The organism is Endozoicomonas sp. ALC013, from assembly GCF_049310205.1.
GTDB lineage: Bacteria > Pseudomonadota > Gammaproteobacteria > Pseudomonadales > Endozoicomonadaceae > Endozoicomonas.
Window position 1 is genome coordinate 1 of sequence record NZ_JBLYNS010000104.1, and the last position, 19031, is coordinate 19031.

At 42.4% G+C, this 19031-nt stretch carries 21 protein-coding genes and 1 pseudogene; 1 reads left to right on the forward strand and 21 read right to left on the reverse strand.

What is annotated here, in order from left to right; translation table 11 throughout:
- Positions 1 to 28: 28 nt before the first annotated feature.
- Complete coding sequence (locus ACO6V1_RS16855) at positions 29 to 289, reverse strand: hypothetical protein (RefSeq protein ID WP_422446270.1); 261 nt, start codon at positions 287 to 289, stop codon at positions 29 to 31.
- 185 nt (positions 290 to 474) lie between these two features.
- Here ACO6V1_RS16855 and ACO6V1_RS16860 point away from each other — a divergent pair, with 185 nt between their 5' ends.
- Entirely contained in the window at positions 475 to 1044 is a 570-nt protein-coding gene (locus ACO6V1_RS16860; protein WP_422446272.1) for an ATP-dependent zinc protease, read from the forward strand.
- On the opposite strand, the gene ACO6V1_RS16865 is transcribed toward ACO6V1_RS16860, so the two are convergent.
- The 20 genes and pseudogenes from ACO6V1_RS16865 to ACO6V1_RS16960 all read right to left on the reverse strand — a co-directional run bounded on the left by ACO6V1_RS16865 (position 1028) and on the right by ACO6V1_RS16960 (position 18853).
- On the reverse strand, positions 1028 to 2452 hold the full coding sequence (locus tag ACO6V1_RS16865) for an O-antigen ligase family protein (protein WP_422467746.1): 1425 nt from the start codon (positions 2450 to 2452) through the stop codon (positions 1028 to 1030). The genes ACO6V1_RS16860 and ACO6V1_RS16865 overlap by 17 nt on opposite strands.
- Positions 2453 to 2757: 305 nt before the next feature.
- Positions 2758 to 4128: an undecaprenyl-phosphate glucose phosphotransferase gene (locus ACO6V1_RS16870; RefSeq protein ID WP_422467748.1), complete on the reverse strand. Its 1371-nt coding sequence runs from the start codon at positions 4126 to 4128 to the stop codon at positions 2758 to 2760.
- 159 nt (positions 4129 to 4287) lie between these two features.
- Positions 4288 to 4650, reverse strand: coding sequence for a hypothetical protein (locus ACO6V1_RS16875; protein WP_422446278.1), 363 nt, complete (start codon positions 4648 to 4650; stop codon positions 4288 to 4290).
- A 168-nt stretch (positions 4651 to 4818) separates the two neighbouring features.
- On the reverse strand, positions 4819 to 6201 hold the full coding sequence (locus ACO6V1_RS16880; protein ID WP_422467750.1) for a phosphomannomutase CpsG: 1383 nt from the start codon (positions 6199 to 6201) through the stop codon (positions 4819 to 4821).
- A 201-nt stretch (positions 6202 to 6402) separates the two neighbouring features.
- Positions 6403 to 6510 (reverse strand): annotated as a pseudogene (locus ACO6V1_RS16885) (mannose-1-phosphate guanylyltransferase); the annotation flags it as partial.
- 201 nt (positions 6511 to 6711) lie between these two features.
- Positions 6712 to 7344 carry an SGNH/GDSL hydrolase family protein gene (locus ACO6V1_RS16890; protein ID WP_422446284.1) on the reverse strand — a complete coding sequence of 211 codons (633 nt, stop codon included), beginning with the start codon at positions 7342 to 7344 and terminating at the stop codon, positions 6712 to 6714.
- A gap of 69 nt (positions 7345 to 7413) precedes the next feature.
- Entirely contained in the window at positions 7414 to 7773 is a 360-nt protein-coding gene (locus ACO6V1_RS16895) for an acyltransferase (protein ID WP_422446286.1), read from the reverse strand.
- Positions 7774 to 7870: 97 nt separating this feature from the next.
- Complete coding sequence (locus ACO6V1_RS16900; RefSeq protein WP_422446288.1) at positions 7871 to 8338, reverse strand: glycosyltransferase; 468 nt, start codon at positions 8336 to 8338, stop codon at positions 7871 to 7873.
- Positions 8335 to 8793 (reverse strand): hypothetical protein, encoded by a 459-nt coding sequence (locus ACO6V1_RS16905; protein ID WP_422446290.1) that lies wholly within the window; start codon positions 8791 to 8793, stop codon positions 8335 to 8337. The genes ACO6V1_RS16900 and ACO6V1_RS16905 overlap by 4 nt, the downstream gene beginning before the upstream one ends.
- A gap of 9 nt (positions 8794 to 8802) precedes the next feature.
- Positions 8803 to 9537, reverse strand: coding sequence for a heparin lyase I family protein (locus ACO6V1_RS16910; protein WP_422446292.1), 735 nt, complete (start codon positions 9535 to 9537; stop codon positions 8803 to 8805).
- 2 nt (positions 9538 to 9539) lie between these two features.
- The gene (locus ACO6V1_RS16915) at positions 9540 to 10559 is read right to left on the reverse strand and encodes a glycosyltransferase family 4 protein (RefSeq protein ID WP_422446294.1); all 1020 of its coding nucleotides are present in this window, start codon (positions 10557 to 10559) and stop codon (positions 9540 to 9542) included.
- Complete coding sequence (locus ACO6V1_RS16920) at positions 10560 to 11114, reverse strand: serine O-acetyltransferase (protein ID WP_422467752.1); 555 nt, start codon at positions 11112 to 11114, stop codon at positions 10560 to 10562.
- 2 nt (positions 11115 to 11116) lie between these two features.
- Complete coding sequence (locus ACO6V1_RS16925) at positions 11117 to 12208, reverse strand: glycosyltransferase (protein WP_422446298.1); 1092 nt, start codon at positions 12206 to 12208, stop codon at positions 11117 to 11119.
- Between the two features lie 52 nt (positions 12209 to 12260).
- On the reverse strand, positions 12261 to 13205 hold the full coding sequence (locus ACO6V1_RS16930) for a glycosyltransferase family 2 protein (RefSeq protein WP_422446300.1): 945 nt from the start codon (positions 13203 to 13205) through the stop codon (positions 12261 to 12263).
- A gap of 1 nt (position 13206) precedes the next feature.
- Positions 13207 to 14505, reverse strand: a complete 1299-nt coding sequence (locus ACO6V1_RS16935) for a flippase (protein ID WP_422446302.1) — start codon at positions 14503 to 14505, stop codon at positions 13207 to 13209.
- Positions 14498 to 15571: an O-antigen ligase family protein gene (locus ACO6V1_RS16940; protein ID WP_422446304.1), complete on the reverse strand. Its 1074-nt coding sequence runs from the start codon at positions 15569 to 15571 to the stop codon at positions 14498 to 14500. The genes ACO6V1_RS16935 and ACO6V1_RS16940 overlap by 8 nt, the downstream gene beginning before the upstream one ends.
- A 581-nt stretch (positions 15572 to 16152) precedes the next feature.
- Positions 16153 to 17322, reverse strand: a complete 1170-nt coding sequence (locus ACO6V1_RS16945) for a nucleotide sugar dehydrogenase (protein ID WP_422447889.1) — start codon at positions 17320 to 17322, stop codon at positions 16153 to 16155.
- A 273-nt stretch (positions 17323 to 17595) separates the two neighbouring features.
- On the reverse strand, positions 17596 to 18261 hold the full coding sequence (locus ACO6V1_RS16950; protein WP_422447891.1) for a transposase: 666 nt from the start codon (positions 18259 to 18261) through the stop codon (positions 17596 to 17598).
- The gene (locus ACO6V1_RS16955) at positions 18171 to 18578 is read right to left on the reverse strand and encodes a hypothetical protein (protein ID WP_422446306.1); all 408 of its coding nucleotides are present in this window, start codon (positions 18576 to 18578) and stop codon (positions 18171 to 18173) included. Before ACO6V1_RS16955 ends, ACO6V1_RS16950 begins: the two co-directional genes overlap by 91 nt.
- Positions 18539 to 18853, reverse strand: a complete 315-nt coding sequence (locus ACO6V1_RS16960) for a hypothetical protein (RefSeq protein ID WP_422446308.1) — start codon at positions 18851 to 18853, stop codon at positions 18539 to 18541. The genes ACO6V1_RS16955 and ACO6V1_RS16960 overlap by 40 nt, the downstream gene beginning before the upstream one ends.
- Between the last annotated feature and the right edge of the window lie 178 nt (positions 18854 to 19031).

Below are 19031 nucleotides of genomic sequence, written 5' to 3' on the forward strand. Positions count from 1 at the left end.
ATCATTAAGTAACAGGCAGACCGAATAGTCAGCGCCTAAACATCAATCGACGAATCAGCAAGGTCAGCAAGTAAGCTGGAACAAGCAACATAGCTCCGGTCAGAAACAACGCAACAGGCACGGGAACATGAAAATAGGTAAATACAAAGGCAATACTATACACAGCACCCACAATACTCAGGCTCAATGGCGCATTATCTGGCCCGGAAAGGGTATTAATCAGCAGAACTTCAGCGGCCAGAATCACCATAATCAGGGGGATGCCCCACCCTGTCACCCACTTTTTCAAGAGTCTACATCCTCAAATAACAGAATATTGGCAATCCACAGGTTCCTCCCCAAGGCCAGAAGATAACCCGTCGTTAAACCGTCAACAAATACCAGCCGTTCTCATTAAAGAGGCTCAATCTATCGTCAACAGCTACAAATATAAAGAGAAGGATTCAGTTGTGCAGTACCTTCATGGAGGAAGTAATGTTGTTTTCCACCCGATTTTCAGGCCTGACCTTTTGTGCCATTCTGGCACTGGCATTCATACCCAGCGCACTGGTAACCGCAGCCCCCCCGCCATATCAACATCCATGCCAGGCAGGTGACCGTTATCTCTTTGGCCTGCAGGAAAGGGTTGACCAGATCGATGAATTTTCCACCCGGATCAATGCGTTGATTGACTCCGGCTCCACCCTCTCCTCCATGGATGCCAGAGACATCAAAATCAGGAAGCACACCAACGGCTCACTATGGGTACACTTTAAGGTTCCTACCACCAGCGACAAACGCAAACTGGTAAAAATGACCAAACCCCTGAAGCGCTTCGCCCGGGTGCAAACCCACCATGGAACCCCACAAAAACGTCCAGTAATTGAAGCAACCATACGTCTTGGTCCGGTCGAAACCCGCACCGACTTCAGCCTGACCTCTCGCTCCCGGTTTAGAAACCAGATCCTGCTGGGTACCAATACCCTGAAGAACCTGGCGATCATTGATATATCAAGAGAGTTTCTTCTGAAAAACAACTGCCAGCAGGTCAGCCGTTACCCTTGACGGTAGATGACCTGTGCCTATTAGAAGGCATGTGTCTGGCCAGAACAGCCAGCGCCATCAAGGCAACAAAATACACCGCATTCGCCGGGATCTGGAGATTAAAGTCTACGGATGAGTGAATCATAATCGCCAACATCCCCATAAACGACGAGAACCCCATACCAATCATCAGTCGGCTGCGACGCAGCTTCATCGCCTGAACCGCCTGCCAGGATGACCAGACCACCATCAACGCTAATATCAGAAATACTGGAACGCCAAACTCCAGGGGAAACTGTAGAAAATCATTATGGGCGAGATCATAAAAGCCTTTCCAGCTACCATCGTGATAAGCAGGCAGTGCTGTATAAAAGCTACCTGCACCAGAGCCTGTCAGTGAATAATCACTGATTGCTCCCAAAGTAACCTCAGACACATTGGGACGGGTCTCCCGCTCCAGAGAGGTTTGCTCAATACGCTCCATCACCTTTTCAAGGCCAAACCACTGGCTGAGAATAGCCGTATCAATCAACAGCAGGCTGACAAAAAGAACGATCATCCCACGGCTGAGCTGTTTACGACAGATAACGAACAGAAGTCCGGTCACCAGCAAACTGGAAAAAAAAGCAGTATTTCCCATGCGGGAACGGGAAAGCACCAGGCCAATCACCATAATGGCCAACCCGGTACGAAGTATGACCTTGTTACTCATCAGCATGTGCAGAGTCTGGCGAAGCCACTCCTGCCAGCTGCCCGCTTTTCTATCGTTCAACTGGGCAATCAGTAACCCCATACCAAAGGCCAGTGTCATCTCCATACACCCGGCAAAACTGTTCCTGTTAACATAAGTGCCGGTAGCAACACCAAAGTAAGATGGTTTCTCACCGAACAGCAGCACTTCTACCCCTGACAGCGTACTCAGCGAACCAAACACAGCCTGAAAAATTCCGGAGACCACAAAGGCCCAGGCAAACCAGCGTAATTTATCAGGCCGGTCCACCAGCAGCAGGCAGAGACAAAAAAACAGGTAGTAGGCCATGGTCAACAGAGCACTGACCATCGTATCGTGAGGAGAAATCGACAGCGTCATCCACTGGGGTGTTACCAGCCCCAGCGTCTCTGCAGCAGAGGAATGAAGGTTCCATGAGAAAGGAGAAAGCAGCTGGACCCACGCAGCCGACATGGGCAACTGTTGGACAAACAACCAGCCAATAACGCCAGTAAAACCGGCATGCAACCATTTTACCTGACGGAAAGACGCTGTGGTTTCCAGCCGGTTAAGGGCATAGCCCAATACCCAGAATAGACTGAGTACAGCAATCAGCAATATCAGAATCGCCCGCGCCCATGGTGGATTACTGCCCATCGGCAGGGGCAACCAGAAAACGATGGCCAGCAAAGGCCAGAACAAACACTGCCTATACGTCATTGTTATTTTATTCTTAAACCATGAAAAAGCGTTGAACCACTAAGTAAGAGCCATGATAATTACTCCTGTATTATCGGCACTTTCGCCCTCCTTACTATTAACTCTTCTCTCAAACCTCACACCTTGTAAACCACTACTAAATTTCCTACCCATCAACTACTGACAGAACTAACCAATGGAACGCAGATTCTATTTCAGGCAACGCCTCCACAAACGCTGTGGTTCGCTTAACAGACAGATCAGCTATTTCAGACCACAACTTTGTATCCAGCAAGAGGCATGTTCTTGGGGTTCAAAAAAATCTTTTAATAAGCATTAGGGTTCATAAAACCTTTAAAAACCGTACTGATAACGATCCTGATATCCAGCCACAGAGACCAGTTATTGATGTATTCCAGGTCACACTCCACCCGGCGCTGCATCTTATCCAGCGTATCGGTCTCACCACGAAAGCCCCGTACCTGAGCCAGCCCGGTAATCCCCGGCTTTACCTTATGGCGCTTCATATAAGACTCTACCAGATCCTTGTAATACTCGTTATGAGCCAACGCGTGGGGCCTTGGGCCAACAATGGACATCCGTCCCTGCAGTACATTAATAAACTGGGGTAGCTCATCCAGACTGGTACGGCGAATAAAAGCACCCACCTTTGTCACCCGCTGGTCACCTTTAGTGGCCTGGGTCACCTTACCTTCACCTTCCTGATGCACCTTCATACTCCGGAACTTATACACCTTCACCTGCTTGCCTGAGGTGCCGTGGCGGTATTGCTTAAAAAACACCGGCCCCGGAGACGAGAGTTTCACGGCAATGGCAACAGCAATCATCACCGGCGAAATCAACAGCAGAATCAGGCTGCCAATCACAATATCAAACACTCGCTTAGTAATAGTGTTAATGCTATCCATAGGTGAACAGCTGATATCCAGGACAAGAAAATCCCCGATTTTGGTAATATTGTGGTTCATGAGTGGCAGATCCTGCAGCCCCGGCATATAGCGGATATTGGTGGTACTATGGCGCAGGGTAAACATCACGGGCTGAAGAATAGGGCTCTTGGTAAAAGGAATGCAGAGCCAACATTCATCAAAGGCCTGATTGCTGGCAAGGAACTGTTCCAGTTCTGCCAGCGCCTGCTCATTGTTATGGTGCTCAATCACATGCTGCAGGCGGTAACCATAGGCATTGTCCTGGGAGAAGTATGCCCGCATGGCCTCAAAATTACGGCCATCACCAATCACCAGTACATGGCGGGTATTGCGTCCATGGCTGCGGAAGGACCTTAACAGCTGGTAAAGGCCATACCGGATACCCAGTGCCATGGGGATCGCCATGCCAATCCAGGTTCCGAGCCAGAGGCGGGAGTATTTCTCAGTAGTTTTAGTCATCACCATAAAGACAATCATCACCATAAACGACAGAGACCAGGCAATAAACACCTTGGTCAGTCGCTCACTGATTCGGCGACCCCGCCAGGGTGCATACACTTCGCACAGGAACGAGAGCACTACCACCAGCAATGCCTGCATATACATCACATTGTGATAATGAGTGGCGTGATCCCCAAACCGCACCCATTCCGACAGCTCAGCACAGGCAAAGGCGATGGTTACATCGATAAAAACCAGAACAATAAGAGGCAGCCGTGATCGGCCCGACAACAATGAGGTAGGCATCTACATAAAATCCATTTTGTTTTGGAGACACAAAAAACAAGAAGAACAAAGGCAAAGCTAAGTTTTTTCTCTTTCCCTTCCTTTTACGACTGCCATGTATGGAGGAGAGGGAGTGTCGATTCTTCAGGAGCAATCATCGCCCCTGTGGAGCTGTGTGGTTCAAGAACTTTTAATCATCCGCCAGTGAGAAACCATAAACGGCAAAGCAGCCAGCAACAAACCGGTACAGGTTACGAGAAAATCCAGCGGGTTATAATTCCGAAGTGGAAACACCACCTGCAAACTTTCATCAAGAGCGCAGCCAATAATCAACAGCAATAACAACCTGCCCCAGTGCCAGGACCTTGGGCAAGCCAAATGAGCCAGTACAGAAAGAATAAAGGCCATGACAAAATGCATTTGCAGATTGCCACCCAGAAAATGCTCAATACTGCCCCAGGCCCAGTGGCCATAGCCGAGGCTTTTACTGACCGAAAGCATCACCAGAAAGACCAGCCAGCCAATCGCTAAAATCCGTACCAAATCTTGAGTCCTTTTTGAACCACAGAGGGCACAAAGAACACAGAGAAAGAAACACCTTTTCCTCAGTGCTCTTGTCCTTTGCCGTAAAAAATATTCTGCTTAACGATTTTTCATACCTGAGGATGGCGCAAAATATTTTCACGTGCCATGGGCATTTGTGGTTCCAAATCATTGCCGAATCAAACTCAACAACTCAGCCGTTTTATCTTTCATCAACGCCACATCCCCCCGGCTTTCCACATTCAACCGAATCACCGGCTCGGTATTGGAAAGTCGCAGGTTAAAACGCCATTGCCCCATATCCAGTGAGATACCATCGGTATGATCCACAGCTAACGCATCCTGTTGATAAATCGAAAGAATCCTATCAATAGCCACCTGTGGGTTATCCAATTTGCTGTTGATCTCTCCAGAGGATGGAAACAGGGCAAGCCGTTCGGCCACCAACTCAGAAAGCTTCTTGCCCTTATGGGACATTAACTCCGCCACCAGTAGCCACGGAATCATCCCTGAATCGCAATAGGCAAAGTCACGGAAATAGTGATGGGCACTCATCTCACCACCATACACCGCATCCTCTTTACGCATGCGCTCCTTGATAAAAGCATGGCCGGTTTTACAGAGCACCGGCACACCACCGGCAGTCGAAACCTGGTCAATAGTATTCCAGGTCAATCGAGGGTCATGGATAACTTTCGCACCAGGATAGTGAGCCAGGAACGCCTCGCCCAAGAGCCCAACAATATAATAACCCTCAATGAACTGACCTTTCTCATCAAACAGGAAGCAGCGGTCAAAATCACCATCCCAGGCAATGCCCATATCTGCATGATGCTCAAGTACCGCATCCACCGTTGACTGTCGACAGTCGTGTAATAGTGGGTTGGGAATTCCATGGGGAAAGTTACCATCCGGTTCATGGTGAACCTTCACAAACTCCACCAGTACACCGGCTCCTTTAAACCGTTCCTCAATGGCATCAATCACATGCCCGGCAGCCCCATTACCGGCATTCACCACCAGTTTCAGTGGCTTTAATTCACCAGGTTTGATATACCCCAGAATATGATTCACATAAGGGACAAGGTTGCTGATCTTCCGATAAGAGGCAAATGGGATGTCCGGGGAACCGGGTCTGTTCGATTCCATAAACGCTTCTTCAGCCAGCCGCTGAATCTCCCGCAACCCGGTATCCCCCGAAATCGGCTTACTCTCTTCCCGCACCAGTTTCATGCCGTTATAATCTTTCGGATTATGGCTTGCAGTCACCATAATGCCGCCATCAGCCTTCAAGTTTGATGTGGCAAAGTAAACCTCTTCAGTACCGCACAAGCCGATATCAATCACCTCGGCTCCGCCTGCCCGTAAACCGTCGCTCAGGGCTACTTTTAACTCCGGGGTAGACAGGCGAATATCGCCACCCACAACCATCGTTTTGGGCTTGAGATATTCCGCTGTTGCCCGACCAATCCGCCAGGCAATATCTTCATTCAATTCATCAGGCATACGGCCACGGATATCGTAGGCCTTAAAACAGTTAAGAGTGCTCATTCTCGACTCCTGGAGTGAAAAACAGTCTATGTTGGCCTACATCTATGGTGGCCTGTGGATTTACCAATAATCCTGAAGATTGCCGAATTATCCGTAAGCTTTGACAGCAGCATAAATAACGACCCTGCCGACGGCTGAGCGCCGCCTGTGCCACTATATACGACGCCAAAATGGTGACAGCCAGCGACAACCAGTAACTCATTACGCCCTACCATAGGTATCCTCAAACCGCACAATATCATCCTCACCCAGATACCCACCGCTCTGCACCTCAATCAGTTCAAGGTTGAACTTGCCGGGGTTTTTCAGCGGATAGTCTGTTCGTCGACCAGAGGCAGAAACTGTTTTGGGTATAAAGAACGGGACTGAGGCCCGAGGCGGCTGCCGGAGCTACCAGACATGATAACGGCCGTTAAATTCATATTGTTGCATTTTGAGTCGTGGGGTACGATCTCTTAGCCGGTAAAACTTATCTACTGCGTGCCAATATGAAAATTTCGATCATCGACTTTATTTATGAAAGCAAAACTCTTCCGACAAGTAGCTCAGTAACACAGGTATCATTACTTCAATAGTACTTTCTTGGGTCGGATGAACCCCATCTGGAATATTAAGATTTAACTTTTTATAGGATTTTTGCTGCCATACACTGTAAAAATCAAGAATATCTACATTACCATCGTCAGCTAAATCATCATACAAATCATAGAATGACTCAAGACGAGGCCGCATCCATTTTCGCAACCCAAATACCGGATTCATTTTCATCAAAATAATTTTTGCATTTGGATACTCAATCTTGATGTTCTGAACAAAAGTTGACGTCAGTTCACGACTCTCAGAAAGAGTTACACCTTTCAACAGATCTGCGTCATTGACAGAAAACTCAATCAAGTAAATATCTGCTTTAGAATCAAGGATGTTATCCAGCTTGCTAAGTCCGTATTTTATATTTTTACCAGGAAAGCCATAGTTTTGATAGGATATAGAAATGCCGTAACTTTTATACATTTGTTCAGACAAAGTAGGGAGCCATTCGCCATACCGAGTCAGACTGGTTCCAATAGCCGCTATCCTAATATACTGGCTTTGCTGATTTGCTATTGCTGATGTGCCTGAAAATAGTAAAATAAAAAATAGCAAATGATGCCATCTGAAAACCAAATTTAAATACCGGAATCGAATAATAAAATTTCCCCTGGAAAGTCAAGTTTAGGTTTGTTCAGCTTCAGAAATCAACACCCCATATTTACCAACCTTTATATCACGCTTTATAACTTTTGCAGGGTTTCCTGCAACAATAGTATTGGGTGGTACATTAGTTGTAACCACAGCCCCCGCAGCAACAACTGAATTATTACCAACAACAACCCCAGGTAAAATAACACTTTTAGCCCCAATAAAACAGTTCTCACCAATCACCGTATCCACTTTAAGCTTTCTAATCATATCGTGTGACAGTACAGCACTTTGAAAAGCTAAGTATGAATATTTTCCAATATGAATACCTTGTGGGTAGGTTTTGTCCAGTTTTGCAGACATGGAAAATATTACGGTTTTATCGATATCCATTCCCCAAAATTGCGTAAACCAAAACCGCCTGATTTTCACTAAGGTTCTCTGTAAAAAAAGGAACTGATTCAATGACCTCATAATAAAGCTCTATAAATTAAATAAGGGACAAAAGATATTTAGTCATCTTGTTTATTTCAGAATTTTCAAGGCCAACCGGTTTATTTAGTGCTCTGTGATTTTCCAATAAATTGTTAAGTACAGACTCGTCTCTGGCAATATGTACCCCTTTAACATTGTCAAATGAATTGAGCGTATCTAATTGGTGATCATTGCGATGTTCACCCAGCCTGGATAGTCGAGGAAAAATGATAATCGGTTTTTTTAATTTCAAACAGTTAATAATGGAACCCATCCCAGCATGAGAAACGACAACATCAGCCTGAACAAACCAACGATCCATTTCATCAGGCGCAAAGAAAGGCTGGTACTGGAGGGCAGAAGGCTTATAAAGACCATTACCTATCTGCCCGACAATAGTCGCATCCGACAATTCTGCAAATTTATCCACAAGGGTAACCAGCCGATCAAACGGTAGCTGGGTGCCAACAGTCAAGAAAATCATATCACCCTTCCCTTATACAACACGCTAGAATCGCTAGCCACATTTTGCCATTGTGTTAGCACATGTACGCCAAGCAATTTGGCAAACCTTCCGGATAGGGAGAGTTTTCTGGAATTGGCAATACTATCGACCCAAGCGGCCTTTATTCCAAGTATTTTCGACATAGCAATGAAAACAAAGCCGGGTGCAGCACCTGTAGTAATCACAAGATCAGGCTTATACTCTCTTAAAAGAAGCCAGGCCTGTTTAATGGATTTAAAAAGCACTGCGGGGTTATCACGGCTAAAATCAGACACTTGGCGATAAGTGTCACCTTTTATAAACGAGGGTTTGCTCTCATAAACTCCAACGATGATAAAATTATTGCAGTAGTTAGAAAGTGCTTCTGCAATCAGGCTTAGCTGTACAAAGTGGCCACCTGGCGAAGCCACCATAAGAATTTTTTTATCTGACAAAGTTATACCTTAATAAATATTTAGTTTAATTAACTCAATGGCCATAAAATCGTTAATGGTGCGTTTTCGGTAGAGCCCAAATTTAAAGTAATGATAATAATCATTAAGCATGACCACATCGTTAAAATTAAAGGCATACGTATTATCACCCTGAGTACAAAAGCCCTTTACCTTGCCATCTTCGGGGTATTGCCATGTCACAGTAGTCGAACAGGAAACGGGGATTTCAAGCTCAACAGGAAACATAAACTGGGAGTTTCTGGCAACAATCCCCACCCTCAATTCATCTTCAAAAAATAGTTGATAGGAAAATGGTGGCGAATTCTTAGGAAAAGTTGCCCAGGTTTCACCTCTGTTCTTGACTGGTTGGTCATGCCACTGAGCGAACAAAACCCATCCACAAGACCACCCCATGGAAAATGAAGAAGATTTCCTTAGTTGGAAAGTGAAATCATAAGTAACGCTATCCCCTATCTGGTAGGGAGAAAAAAAGGCTAATTCAGAGCGTTCCCCACCATAAATAAATGTTCTGTCTGCCTCAAGAAAAAATAGCGCACCATCCTCTGTGAGGGCAAATGAATGTTCATCTACTTCATAATTTATCTCGCTAACGGAGCGGTTGAAATTTATGGCTTTACCAAGGTCTATTTTTTCTGGTAAATAATTGACTGAATGACCAGCTAGTGAGGCGCTGGCTGTTAGATTCACTGCCAGTGATAAGAATGAGTTAATGGCAGCTTTCATTTTTACTGGTAAATCTCCCGCAACGCAGGCAACACTGCGCAGACATCATAAGATTGATAATAAAGAGTTCGGGCATTTTCAGCTATAACCGGAAGTTTTGGATCTGCCAGTACCCTGGTGATCATCGTACTAATGGCGAGCTTATTCCCCGGTTCAACTAAAAAACCAGTTTCTTCAGGTAAAACAACCTCTGGTATACCACCAACCGGTGTGGAAATTACTGGCAAACCCGATGCCATTGCCTCAAGAATAACCACAGGCAAGCCTTCATTATAGGAAGGTAAGATTAGCAACTGACACTGGGCAAAAAGTTCCGCTTTTTGTTCAGCGTTGACCCAGCCGTGGTAGATAATCTGCCTCTGCAAGTCCAGGTCATTGACCATCTTCTCAAACCGTTGATTATCACCAGTCCCCCCCACATGCAGCGTTACATCAGGCAAAGTGGTCAAGGATTCAAGAAGATCAAAAATACCTTTTCTTTCGATCAAAGCACCTAAAAACAAAATATGATTGGCTTGATTTTTTCTGTCTGGAATAGGGGCCACGACAGCAAAATTAGGAATAACACGAATATTTCTACAATCTTTCCCTGCAATCTTTTTGATATATTGGTACCAGCTTTCAGAAAGAACGACAAACGGATCGGCACCATGAATAAGTTCTACAACTCTTCGTTGAACTGAAGGTTTTTGCCCTTCATAAAAGCATTTAAATTCAGACCCGTGAAGGTGGATGATAACTCGCTTATTAAAAAAAGTTGCAATTCGATAGTAGATATACTTCCGCCAAAAGCTGCCACGGTAGGACATATGCAAATGAAAAACAGAATCTTTCACAAAAATTGAATAGAATAAAACGATAAGCAATCCATTTACCGCCAATACCATATCTTGAATTTTGTATTTTCCAAGGTGAGTAATATAGCGCTTAAAACTGAACTCTTGTTTAAGATTACTTTCTATATTATTAATAACAGAATCTATTCCACCTTTATCACCTGTCCCCAAAGTAACAATCTTCAATTAATTTACTCCCATCTTGCAGGGGTACTCTATTAATTCTAAAGCCCCTTTATAAGAAATTATTTTCGCTGGATTACCTGCGACCACAGCGTTATCAGGTACATCGGTTATGACAATAGAGCCTGGTGCAATGACGCAATTATCACCTATTTTTACGCCAACAATACATGCACCTGGACCAATGTAGACATAACTACCAATTACTGGCATTACCCCATTTTTATGGCCTAGCGTGACATTGTGAGTAATGGTTACGTTATTACCAATCTTTACGTTAGGCCCCCAAGCGGTTCCAATTACATGATGAAGTTTTAATCCCTTTCCAACACTACATCTAAAATCGATATCACTAGAATATACAATCTTGACCACTTTATAAATTACAATAAAGAAAAATCTTACAACAGGGGTTTTGTTGAAAAAATTCGCAAGCCTCATAAAAAAGATAAATTTAAAACCTCTTTTGGTTAATAGAGCTTTTAAAAAAAATTTAAGGCTAGAGTGGCCATACCATCTAAAAACATCAGATGAAATATAAGAAGCAAACTGTTTCAAAATCAATCACCCAATAAATATTCAAATAGTTTTATGTACTGATTAGAAATATTTTTTTCTGAAAAATACAGGGTTCTATTTTGTCGTTCTTGAATTGTTGATGATGGATCAGTCATTTCGGCCTGTATACTTTCTGCCAGAGCTAAACTATTACCAACTGGGACTAAACGACCATAGCGTCCATTTTCAAGTATTTCCGAAGGACCGCTTTTACAGTCAGTGGATACAACAGGAAGTCCGAATGACAGGGCTTCAACAATAACATTGCCAAAACCTTCGCAAGCAGAACACAAAACAAAAAGTTCTGCTTTTCTGTAATAATTTTCTATATCTGCACAAAATCCAACAAATTCTACGGTATCATTAAGTTCATTATTGGCAACATATTCTTGCAGTGCCAAATACTCCTGTTGATCATCAATTCCGCCTATAATTTTAAATTTTAAATGAGAATTTAGTTTCTTAATTATTTTTGCAGCTTCAAGTAACATTAAAAAATTTTTTTGGGGAGTAATACGACCTACAGCTATGACTAAGCCTTTTTCTTTTTTAAAGACATAATTATCTTCAACGGGCAAGAATCGAACAGGGTTATAAATAAAGGTGCATTTATCTGCAATCTTTAAAATAGCAGAAACCTCATCAGAAACTCCTTTAGAAACTCCTACAATTTTGTCTGCATATTTATAGAGATGTTTTATAATCAGTTTTACTTTAATTCTTTGAAAAAATGACCTTTGTTTAAAATGTTCAATAACAGATGCATGTTCACTCAATACAATCTTACATTTATGTTTTGCCAGCTTGCTGGATAAAATACAGGCACCATTAGTGTCAGGATAAGCTGAAAGAATAATATCAGGCTTAAAAGAATCAATAAACTGAGCAAAAGGAATAACACTTAGAATAGTACGACTACAATCAAGGCTATTAACAGGAATATTCTCTTTCATTAATGAATCGTAAGTATTACCATAGTTTTTATCAGTAACAAACATCACATCATGTAACTTTTTAAATTCTCTAGCTAATGACAGAAATACCTGTTCTGCACCACCAAAACCCATATAAGAGATACGAAATACAACTTTCATCAAATAAATTTCCTCAATAAACTTTACAAAACAGCAATATGATGTAGTCAAATTATCTATTTCGAATCTTATAAACCAAAAACTTCATAAGTGGAAAAAGGCTGGTAATGATAGCTTGCCTGCTTATTTCTTTAGAAAAAATAAGTTTGATAGCACTTAACTTATTACTTTTAATTCGAAGTATCAGATATTCTGAAAAACTCATAGTCTTTTTTGCAGAGCTGTGCAATAAATAAAATATATGTATATCTAAATAGCGCTGCAATCTTTTAGGCAGGCTAATTTTCCTTAAAAACTCGATGGCAGGGTAACACTGTTCAATCCGTGCATTATTAACTGCACTATTCTTCTCATCACGATAAGCATAAACAACAGAATCAGAAGAATAGATTTTTTTTCCTTTTTGGTAGACCTTAATAAGGAAAATACAATCTTCAAGAAGCTTTATCCCGATAGGGAACTGTATTGATTTTGCTAATTCAGCTCTTATCACACGACACCAGCTAAACCACTTAAACCGAATAAGGCATTCTTCAAATGCTATATTTTGTTCTTTCATCCCAAAACAAAGGGACACATAACCTTTTTCAACTCTGTTATCAACATCTTCTTTAAAGCGAAAATAGCCAAATTCAAATATATCAATATCTTTATTATTTAATAGTGAAGAGATTGTTGGCAGATATTCCTTAGTAACCAGGTCATCAGCGTCAACAAAGGTAATATACCGCCCGACTGCTACTTCAAGGCCATAATTTCTTGCAACACTGACACCCTGATTTTTTTGACTGTAATATTTTAATAGACCTGTTTTTATTTCATCTGAAAAGTCATGATTAATGATTTGCTCGGTTGCGTCAGTGGAGCCATCATTAATTACAACAATTTCATAAGTCAAGGTATTGCGTAGCTGCTCTGCCGAGTAAGTTAACGAGCGTAATGTCGCTGCCAGATACTTTTCAGCATTGTATGCAGGTATAATAATTGATAAATCCAAATTAACTCCGAAGTGTCGTTATCAAATCTTGGCCGGTTTTCAGAGGTTGCCATACTATGCCGTACAATGATTTGAAAAACAAAAAGAATAAGGGCCTTGTTTCTTTAAAAATTACGTAGAGAAGTAAGTCAGCAACCATAAAACTACTGACAGAGGCCATAGCGGCACCAATTGTGCCATACATTGGTATCAACGTGAAAGCCATCACCACACTTAACACAGCAGCAAGAATGGATTTGATTAATTCAATATGAGTCCACCCATTAATAACCAATATTCTTGAGTTTAAAGCAGCAAGATAAATAAATAATAGTTTCCAAACCAGTATACTCAGGATGGGTGCAGAATCTGAAAATTGATCACCAAACAACAGTTGAATGAGAGGTGTACTGATAAAAAAAGTAAGAATACAACCTGTTAATGCAAGGATAATAATTAGAGTATAGGAAAGTCTGAGCTTGTCCCCACCCAGGCCGACAGTGACCACTTCATCATGAATCTCCTTATAAAAAGATAGAACGATAATATGACCAAGAAATATTGCCTGCGCCACCAGTTTACTTGCTGCTGCATAGATACCCAGATCGTATTCACTGAGAAAGTGCTCAATAACCAGAATATCAATATACATAAAAATGGGGAAGATCATCGATGAAAACAAAATATAATAGCTTTTAGCTATTAGGTTCCCACTTTTTTGAATAACTTCTTTTACATGAAAAGAAAATGTACCTTTCCGGAAATAGCAATAAGCAACAATTCCATAATTAATCATTGCCGCTACCAGGAAATACTGAACTGCAGCTGCATATTCAATCTGATAGAAAATAGCGTAGGCAATATAAACAGAAGCCACGATCCGGGAAATAAGCGTAGCTAGCGAAAGCATTTTAGGTTGGCCTCTAGCCTGAAAATACAACCTGAAAACTGATGATTTCCCCAAAACAAGAAAACTGCAGACAGCAATACTGAGATATATAATTAGCTCATTGGGTATATTGCTAAAAAAATGTGACCAAAGGATAACTGACAATATAAATATTATACTGCCTAAGGTTCTCAGAAAGAGTACTGCGCTGACAATTTCAGACTCCTTTTTTTCACTGGAAAATGTATGCATAATTACATTGTCCAGACCCAATACATAGAAGAAGCTAAACATGCTTGCCACCGCCTGAATGTACGCTAGGTAACCTGTGTTTTCTACTCCATACTGGCGAGCAATAACAATTACACTTAGTAATCCGAACAACAGTCCACTAAAGTTGTCCGCTGCATACCAAAGCAGTCTTTTAATCATAATCTCTGTCTTTATCAAGTAATAGTGTGCTCTCCTTCCTCAGAACGATCAGGCATGTTATAAAACCAAGCCATAGGAGATTATTTGCAAGCAGCACAGTTGTTTCTGTTATATTATGCAAAACAAATAATGTCCCACAGGAATACAGTGCAAAAACTAATTTATTATTTACACCTGCTAAAAATAGATTCCGCAAGTTCCAGTAATACCAACCAATGATGAGCATAAATATAAACAGACCAACAAAACCTAACGATAAAATAATATCAACATAGCCACCGTCCGAAGCAGCCAGCTGTTCAACCCATAGAGGTGAAGTTTTTATTAATTCAGTGAATTGGATTTCTGAATACTCACCAAGCCCCCACACTGATCCATAACCAAGCCCAAACAATGTCCTGTCGTACGCATGCTCTAGCATGACAATCCACAATCGCCCTCTACCAGTCAGTGCTTCATCCGGTAAATTGTTAAAAATAAAGTTAAGAAATTGCTCCTGATTAGAAAGCAGCCATATCAATGCTAAAAATGCACAAGTCCCTATAGCTTTAAATAGAATATCTGTTATTCTTTTATTCATTATCTTTTTTGCAATATTCATTAATCCATATGTAAGCAAAATAAAACAAACCAGTGCCATACTGGTTTTTGAGAGTGATGATATTAAAATGAATAAGACACCAAATAACATTATTTTTGTTATTTTGTTTTTTTCAAGAGTCGAAAGCCCTACTAAAAAAACAAATGCACTAATGATTCCAAGGTTATTTTTATGAGGGTAAAGCCCTTTAACTTCAATAATTCTGCCTGCTGCATAATCGAATACAAGAACAGATAGTCCAACAATGACCAGCCATACCATGACCAGTTGTTTAGAAATTTTTTGTATATCAATTCTGCCAGCAGAAGTTACTAATACACTTGCATACACCAATAAAATGTATTGCCAGATTGTTTCGTAAATAGATACGCTTGACCATATAGACCATGATGATGATATTAAAGCATATGTCATCAGAAGCAGCATTGGCCATGCGTTAAATAACGACTTTACCCACTCTGACATAGAGCGCATGTTTATTAAGATTAATGCTATTAAAGAGGCGAACATCATAGGCCTTTTAAACAGTCCGTTGCCGAGCAGTAATAACAATATATTTGTAAATATAATAGGGTATATTAATGTATTTTTTTTTAGCATTTACAAAACCATGGTCAAACACTTTCGAAAATAACCACAAAACCAAGGTCATATATGGTCCCCACAGCATTGCAAGGAAAAGTTTTCCATTATGACTAAAGAGTAATGCTTCCATTCTCTTAATAAAGAGATGGCCTTTGGGGTGAGGTCTCAATGCCTCTAGCCCTGATTGAATTCACTCCCACCTCATCAGGCCATCAGCTTCTATGAGCCCTTACCGTGGTCAGGCTCAAGGAAGTACAGGACTTACCTTTTATGCCATCATTTGAACTTTATCCACGCAACCCGTTGCAGGCTTCTCACACTCAATATCCAAGGCAACATTTTGCAGAAGCTGTGAACAATGGTCAGCAGCATAGGAAGGAGCTCACTAAATATTTTCTCGATTTACCGCTCTAATTCCTGCATTTTCATCTCAGTATTTTGCAGGAAGTTGATCAGAGGCTTTAAGAATCCACCCCAAATAAATCCCGAGTATAAACCTTACCCTCGACATCTGCTAATTCAGGTTCTTTACGGTTAGCAATAATCACATCACAAGACTTTTTAAAACTTTCCAGATCATTAATCACCTCTGAATGAAAGAACTCTTCTTCATTCAGCGCTGGCTCATAAACCACGACTTTAACGCCTTTGGCTTTTATCCGTTTCATTACGCCTTGTATGGCTGAGGCACGGAAATTATCGGACCCGGATTTCATAACCAGTCGATACACACCCACGACTTCCGGATTGCGCCGCAGAATCGAGTCGGCAATAAAGTCTTTTCGCGTGGTATTGGAGTCAACAATCGCCCTGATCAGGTTGTTGGGTACATCCTGGTAATTGGCCAACAACTGTTTGGTGTCTTTTGGTAGGCAGTAGCCACCATAACCGAAGCTTGGGTTGTTGTAGTGGTTGCCAATACGTGGATCTAACCCAACCCCCTTTATGATCTGCTTTGAGTCGATACCGTGAGTTTCACAGTAGGTGTCCAGTTCGTTAAAAAATGCAACCCTCAGAGCCAGGTACGTATTTGAGAAAAGCTTCACCGCCTCGGCTTCTGTACTGTCAGTAAATAGCACAGGGGGCTCTTTTTGCGTAGTGCCCTGAACAAACAGCTCTGCTATTTTTTTGGCTCTTTCGGATTGTTCCCCAATAATAATTCGGGAAGGGTAGAGATTATCGTGCAGCGCCCTGCCTTCTCGCAGGAATTCCGGAGAAAAGATGATGTTTTGACTTCCTGTCTCTTCTCTTAATTGCCGGGTGAAGCCAACAGGTACGGTTGATTTAATGACCATGATAGCATTCGGGTTGATAGCCATCACATCACGCACGACTGATTCGACACTTTGGGTATTGAAGTAGTTGGTTTTCGGGTCGTAGTCCGTAGGGGTGGCAATAATAACGTAGTCAGCCCCTGCAAATGCCTGATGTTTATCCAGTGTCGCTTTGAAGTGAAGTTTATCATTTTTCAAAAAGCGTTCAATATCTTCATCTACAATGGGTGAAAATCGATCATTCAGCATATCCACTTTTTCAGGGAGAATGTCGAGGGCAAACACTTCATTGTGTTGAGCCAAAAGCATGGCATTGGACAAACCAACATATCCGGTGCCGACTATTGCAATTTTAATCATTGAGGACACTTGCTTTATCGGAAAGGTTGAGAAGGCACAAAAGGAGGTAAAGAGCTGTCCTGAAATAACTTCTACATTTCCGTTTGTTATCGAGTAAATAAAAACCTTGCCACGGAGAAAAGGAAAATTATTTTCCTCTGTGACTCCTTGGTAAAAAGGTAGTTTTTCCGGGACAATTCCTAAGAATTGATTTGTTTCCACGCTTAGGGTGGAAGTACCTTGTACCTTTGCGTTTTTGCTGCTGACTAATAAGTGATCTTAAGGTAGACATTAAGCCCCACCCACCGCACAAAGGCCTAATCTTGTACGCTCTGAACAACCATCCCGCGCAGGGTGTTCTCGTTTCGCATTATCTCCCCAGAACTCCAGCAGCTTCTTAATGCATGATACCAATGACTTTCCTGCATTCATCAACGATGAAATTACATTACCAAACAGGTGAGTCCCGCTTTTCATTCCCTTGTGCGTCGAGATTTCCTCAATGCTCCCACTTTCACAGAGGTTCGCCTGTGCAGCATGGGCAAGGTACCTTTTCAAGGTCACAACCACGAAGGACATCAGAATCAGGCTAAACACCAGTGTCGCTGATTTGGTGTTAAAACGATGCCACCCTGAGTAGGATTTGATCTCTTTGAAAATCAGCACTATCTGCCACCGTAGACGATAGGCCTGAACCACCTCACTCAAGGTGAACTCCACCTGGTTCAGGTTGGTCACAATGAAGACCCACTTCTGTTTTTTGTCATTCCAGCGGACAACAAAACGGTATGGCCAGGCTTTGAATCCCGGCCATTCTACATCCAGGTCGAGGCATTGGTCTTTAGGGAAGCCAGACAGTACATCCTTCAGTTTTTGCCCTTTGTAGCGATTGAGATTCTTGCCATCCTCCCGTACCGCGCTGAGTATTGTCGGGTTAATACTCTGCGGTGCTTGCAGATAAAAGAGCCCTCCCTGTCATGAATAGCGGCAAAGAGTTTCAGCTCAAAATAACCAGCATCCATCAGCATCAGGATACAGGCCATGGAGGTCGGTAGTGGTGGCAGACAGTCTCTTTTTGAACGGGTATCTTCAGTCAGCTGCACCCGCACCAGGTTATTGGTGAGAAGCTCCATCGTCGTATGAAGCTCGACGGCAGCAGGACTGACCGTTGAGAACCTGCCGGGAAATGCTTCTTTCAAGGCATTGTAAACAGCTTGTGATGAGCCATCCTGAATCAGAATGTGCTCAAACTCTGAAAATGGACTGGCCTGCATTCAGGTGGTCTCATCAAACGCCAAGAATTTGCGGGAAAATATTTCCAGACACTGCATCCATAGCCACAGGACAAGAGCAGGCGCGCTTCTTTTTTAGCTTGATTTGCCCAAGAACGATAAGAGACATTCAGCCCCGTCAACTCGTTAAATTTACGGCGCAGATCCGCCTGAGTGTCGCAGTTTCCATCACCAGAGAAGGCATCGATCAGTGAGAGGATAAAATCCAAAGGTCGGATATTTCGCTCTCGTATAGTAAAACCAAGCTGTTCCGCCATACTGAGAAGTTCTGTCCGATCAAAACAGGTCAGCAGTTTTTTTTAACTAATCTACTATTTGTAGTACTCATCTTGTTCAGTCTTGATAATGGTTTCGAAGCTTTATTGTGGCTGTTCAGGATGAGTTCTGCACTGTAAGTACTGCTTTATTGGCCTTAATCTCTACCCTAAGTGTATA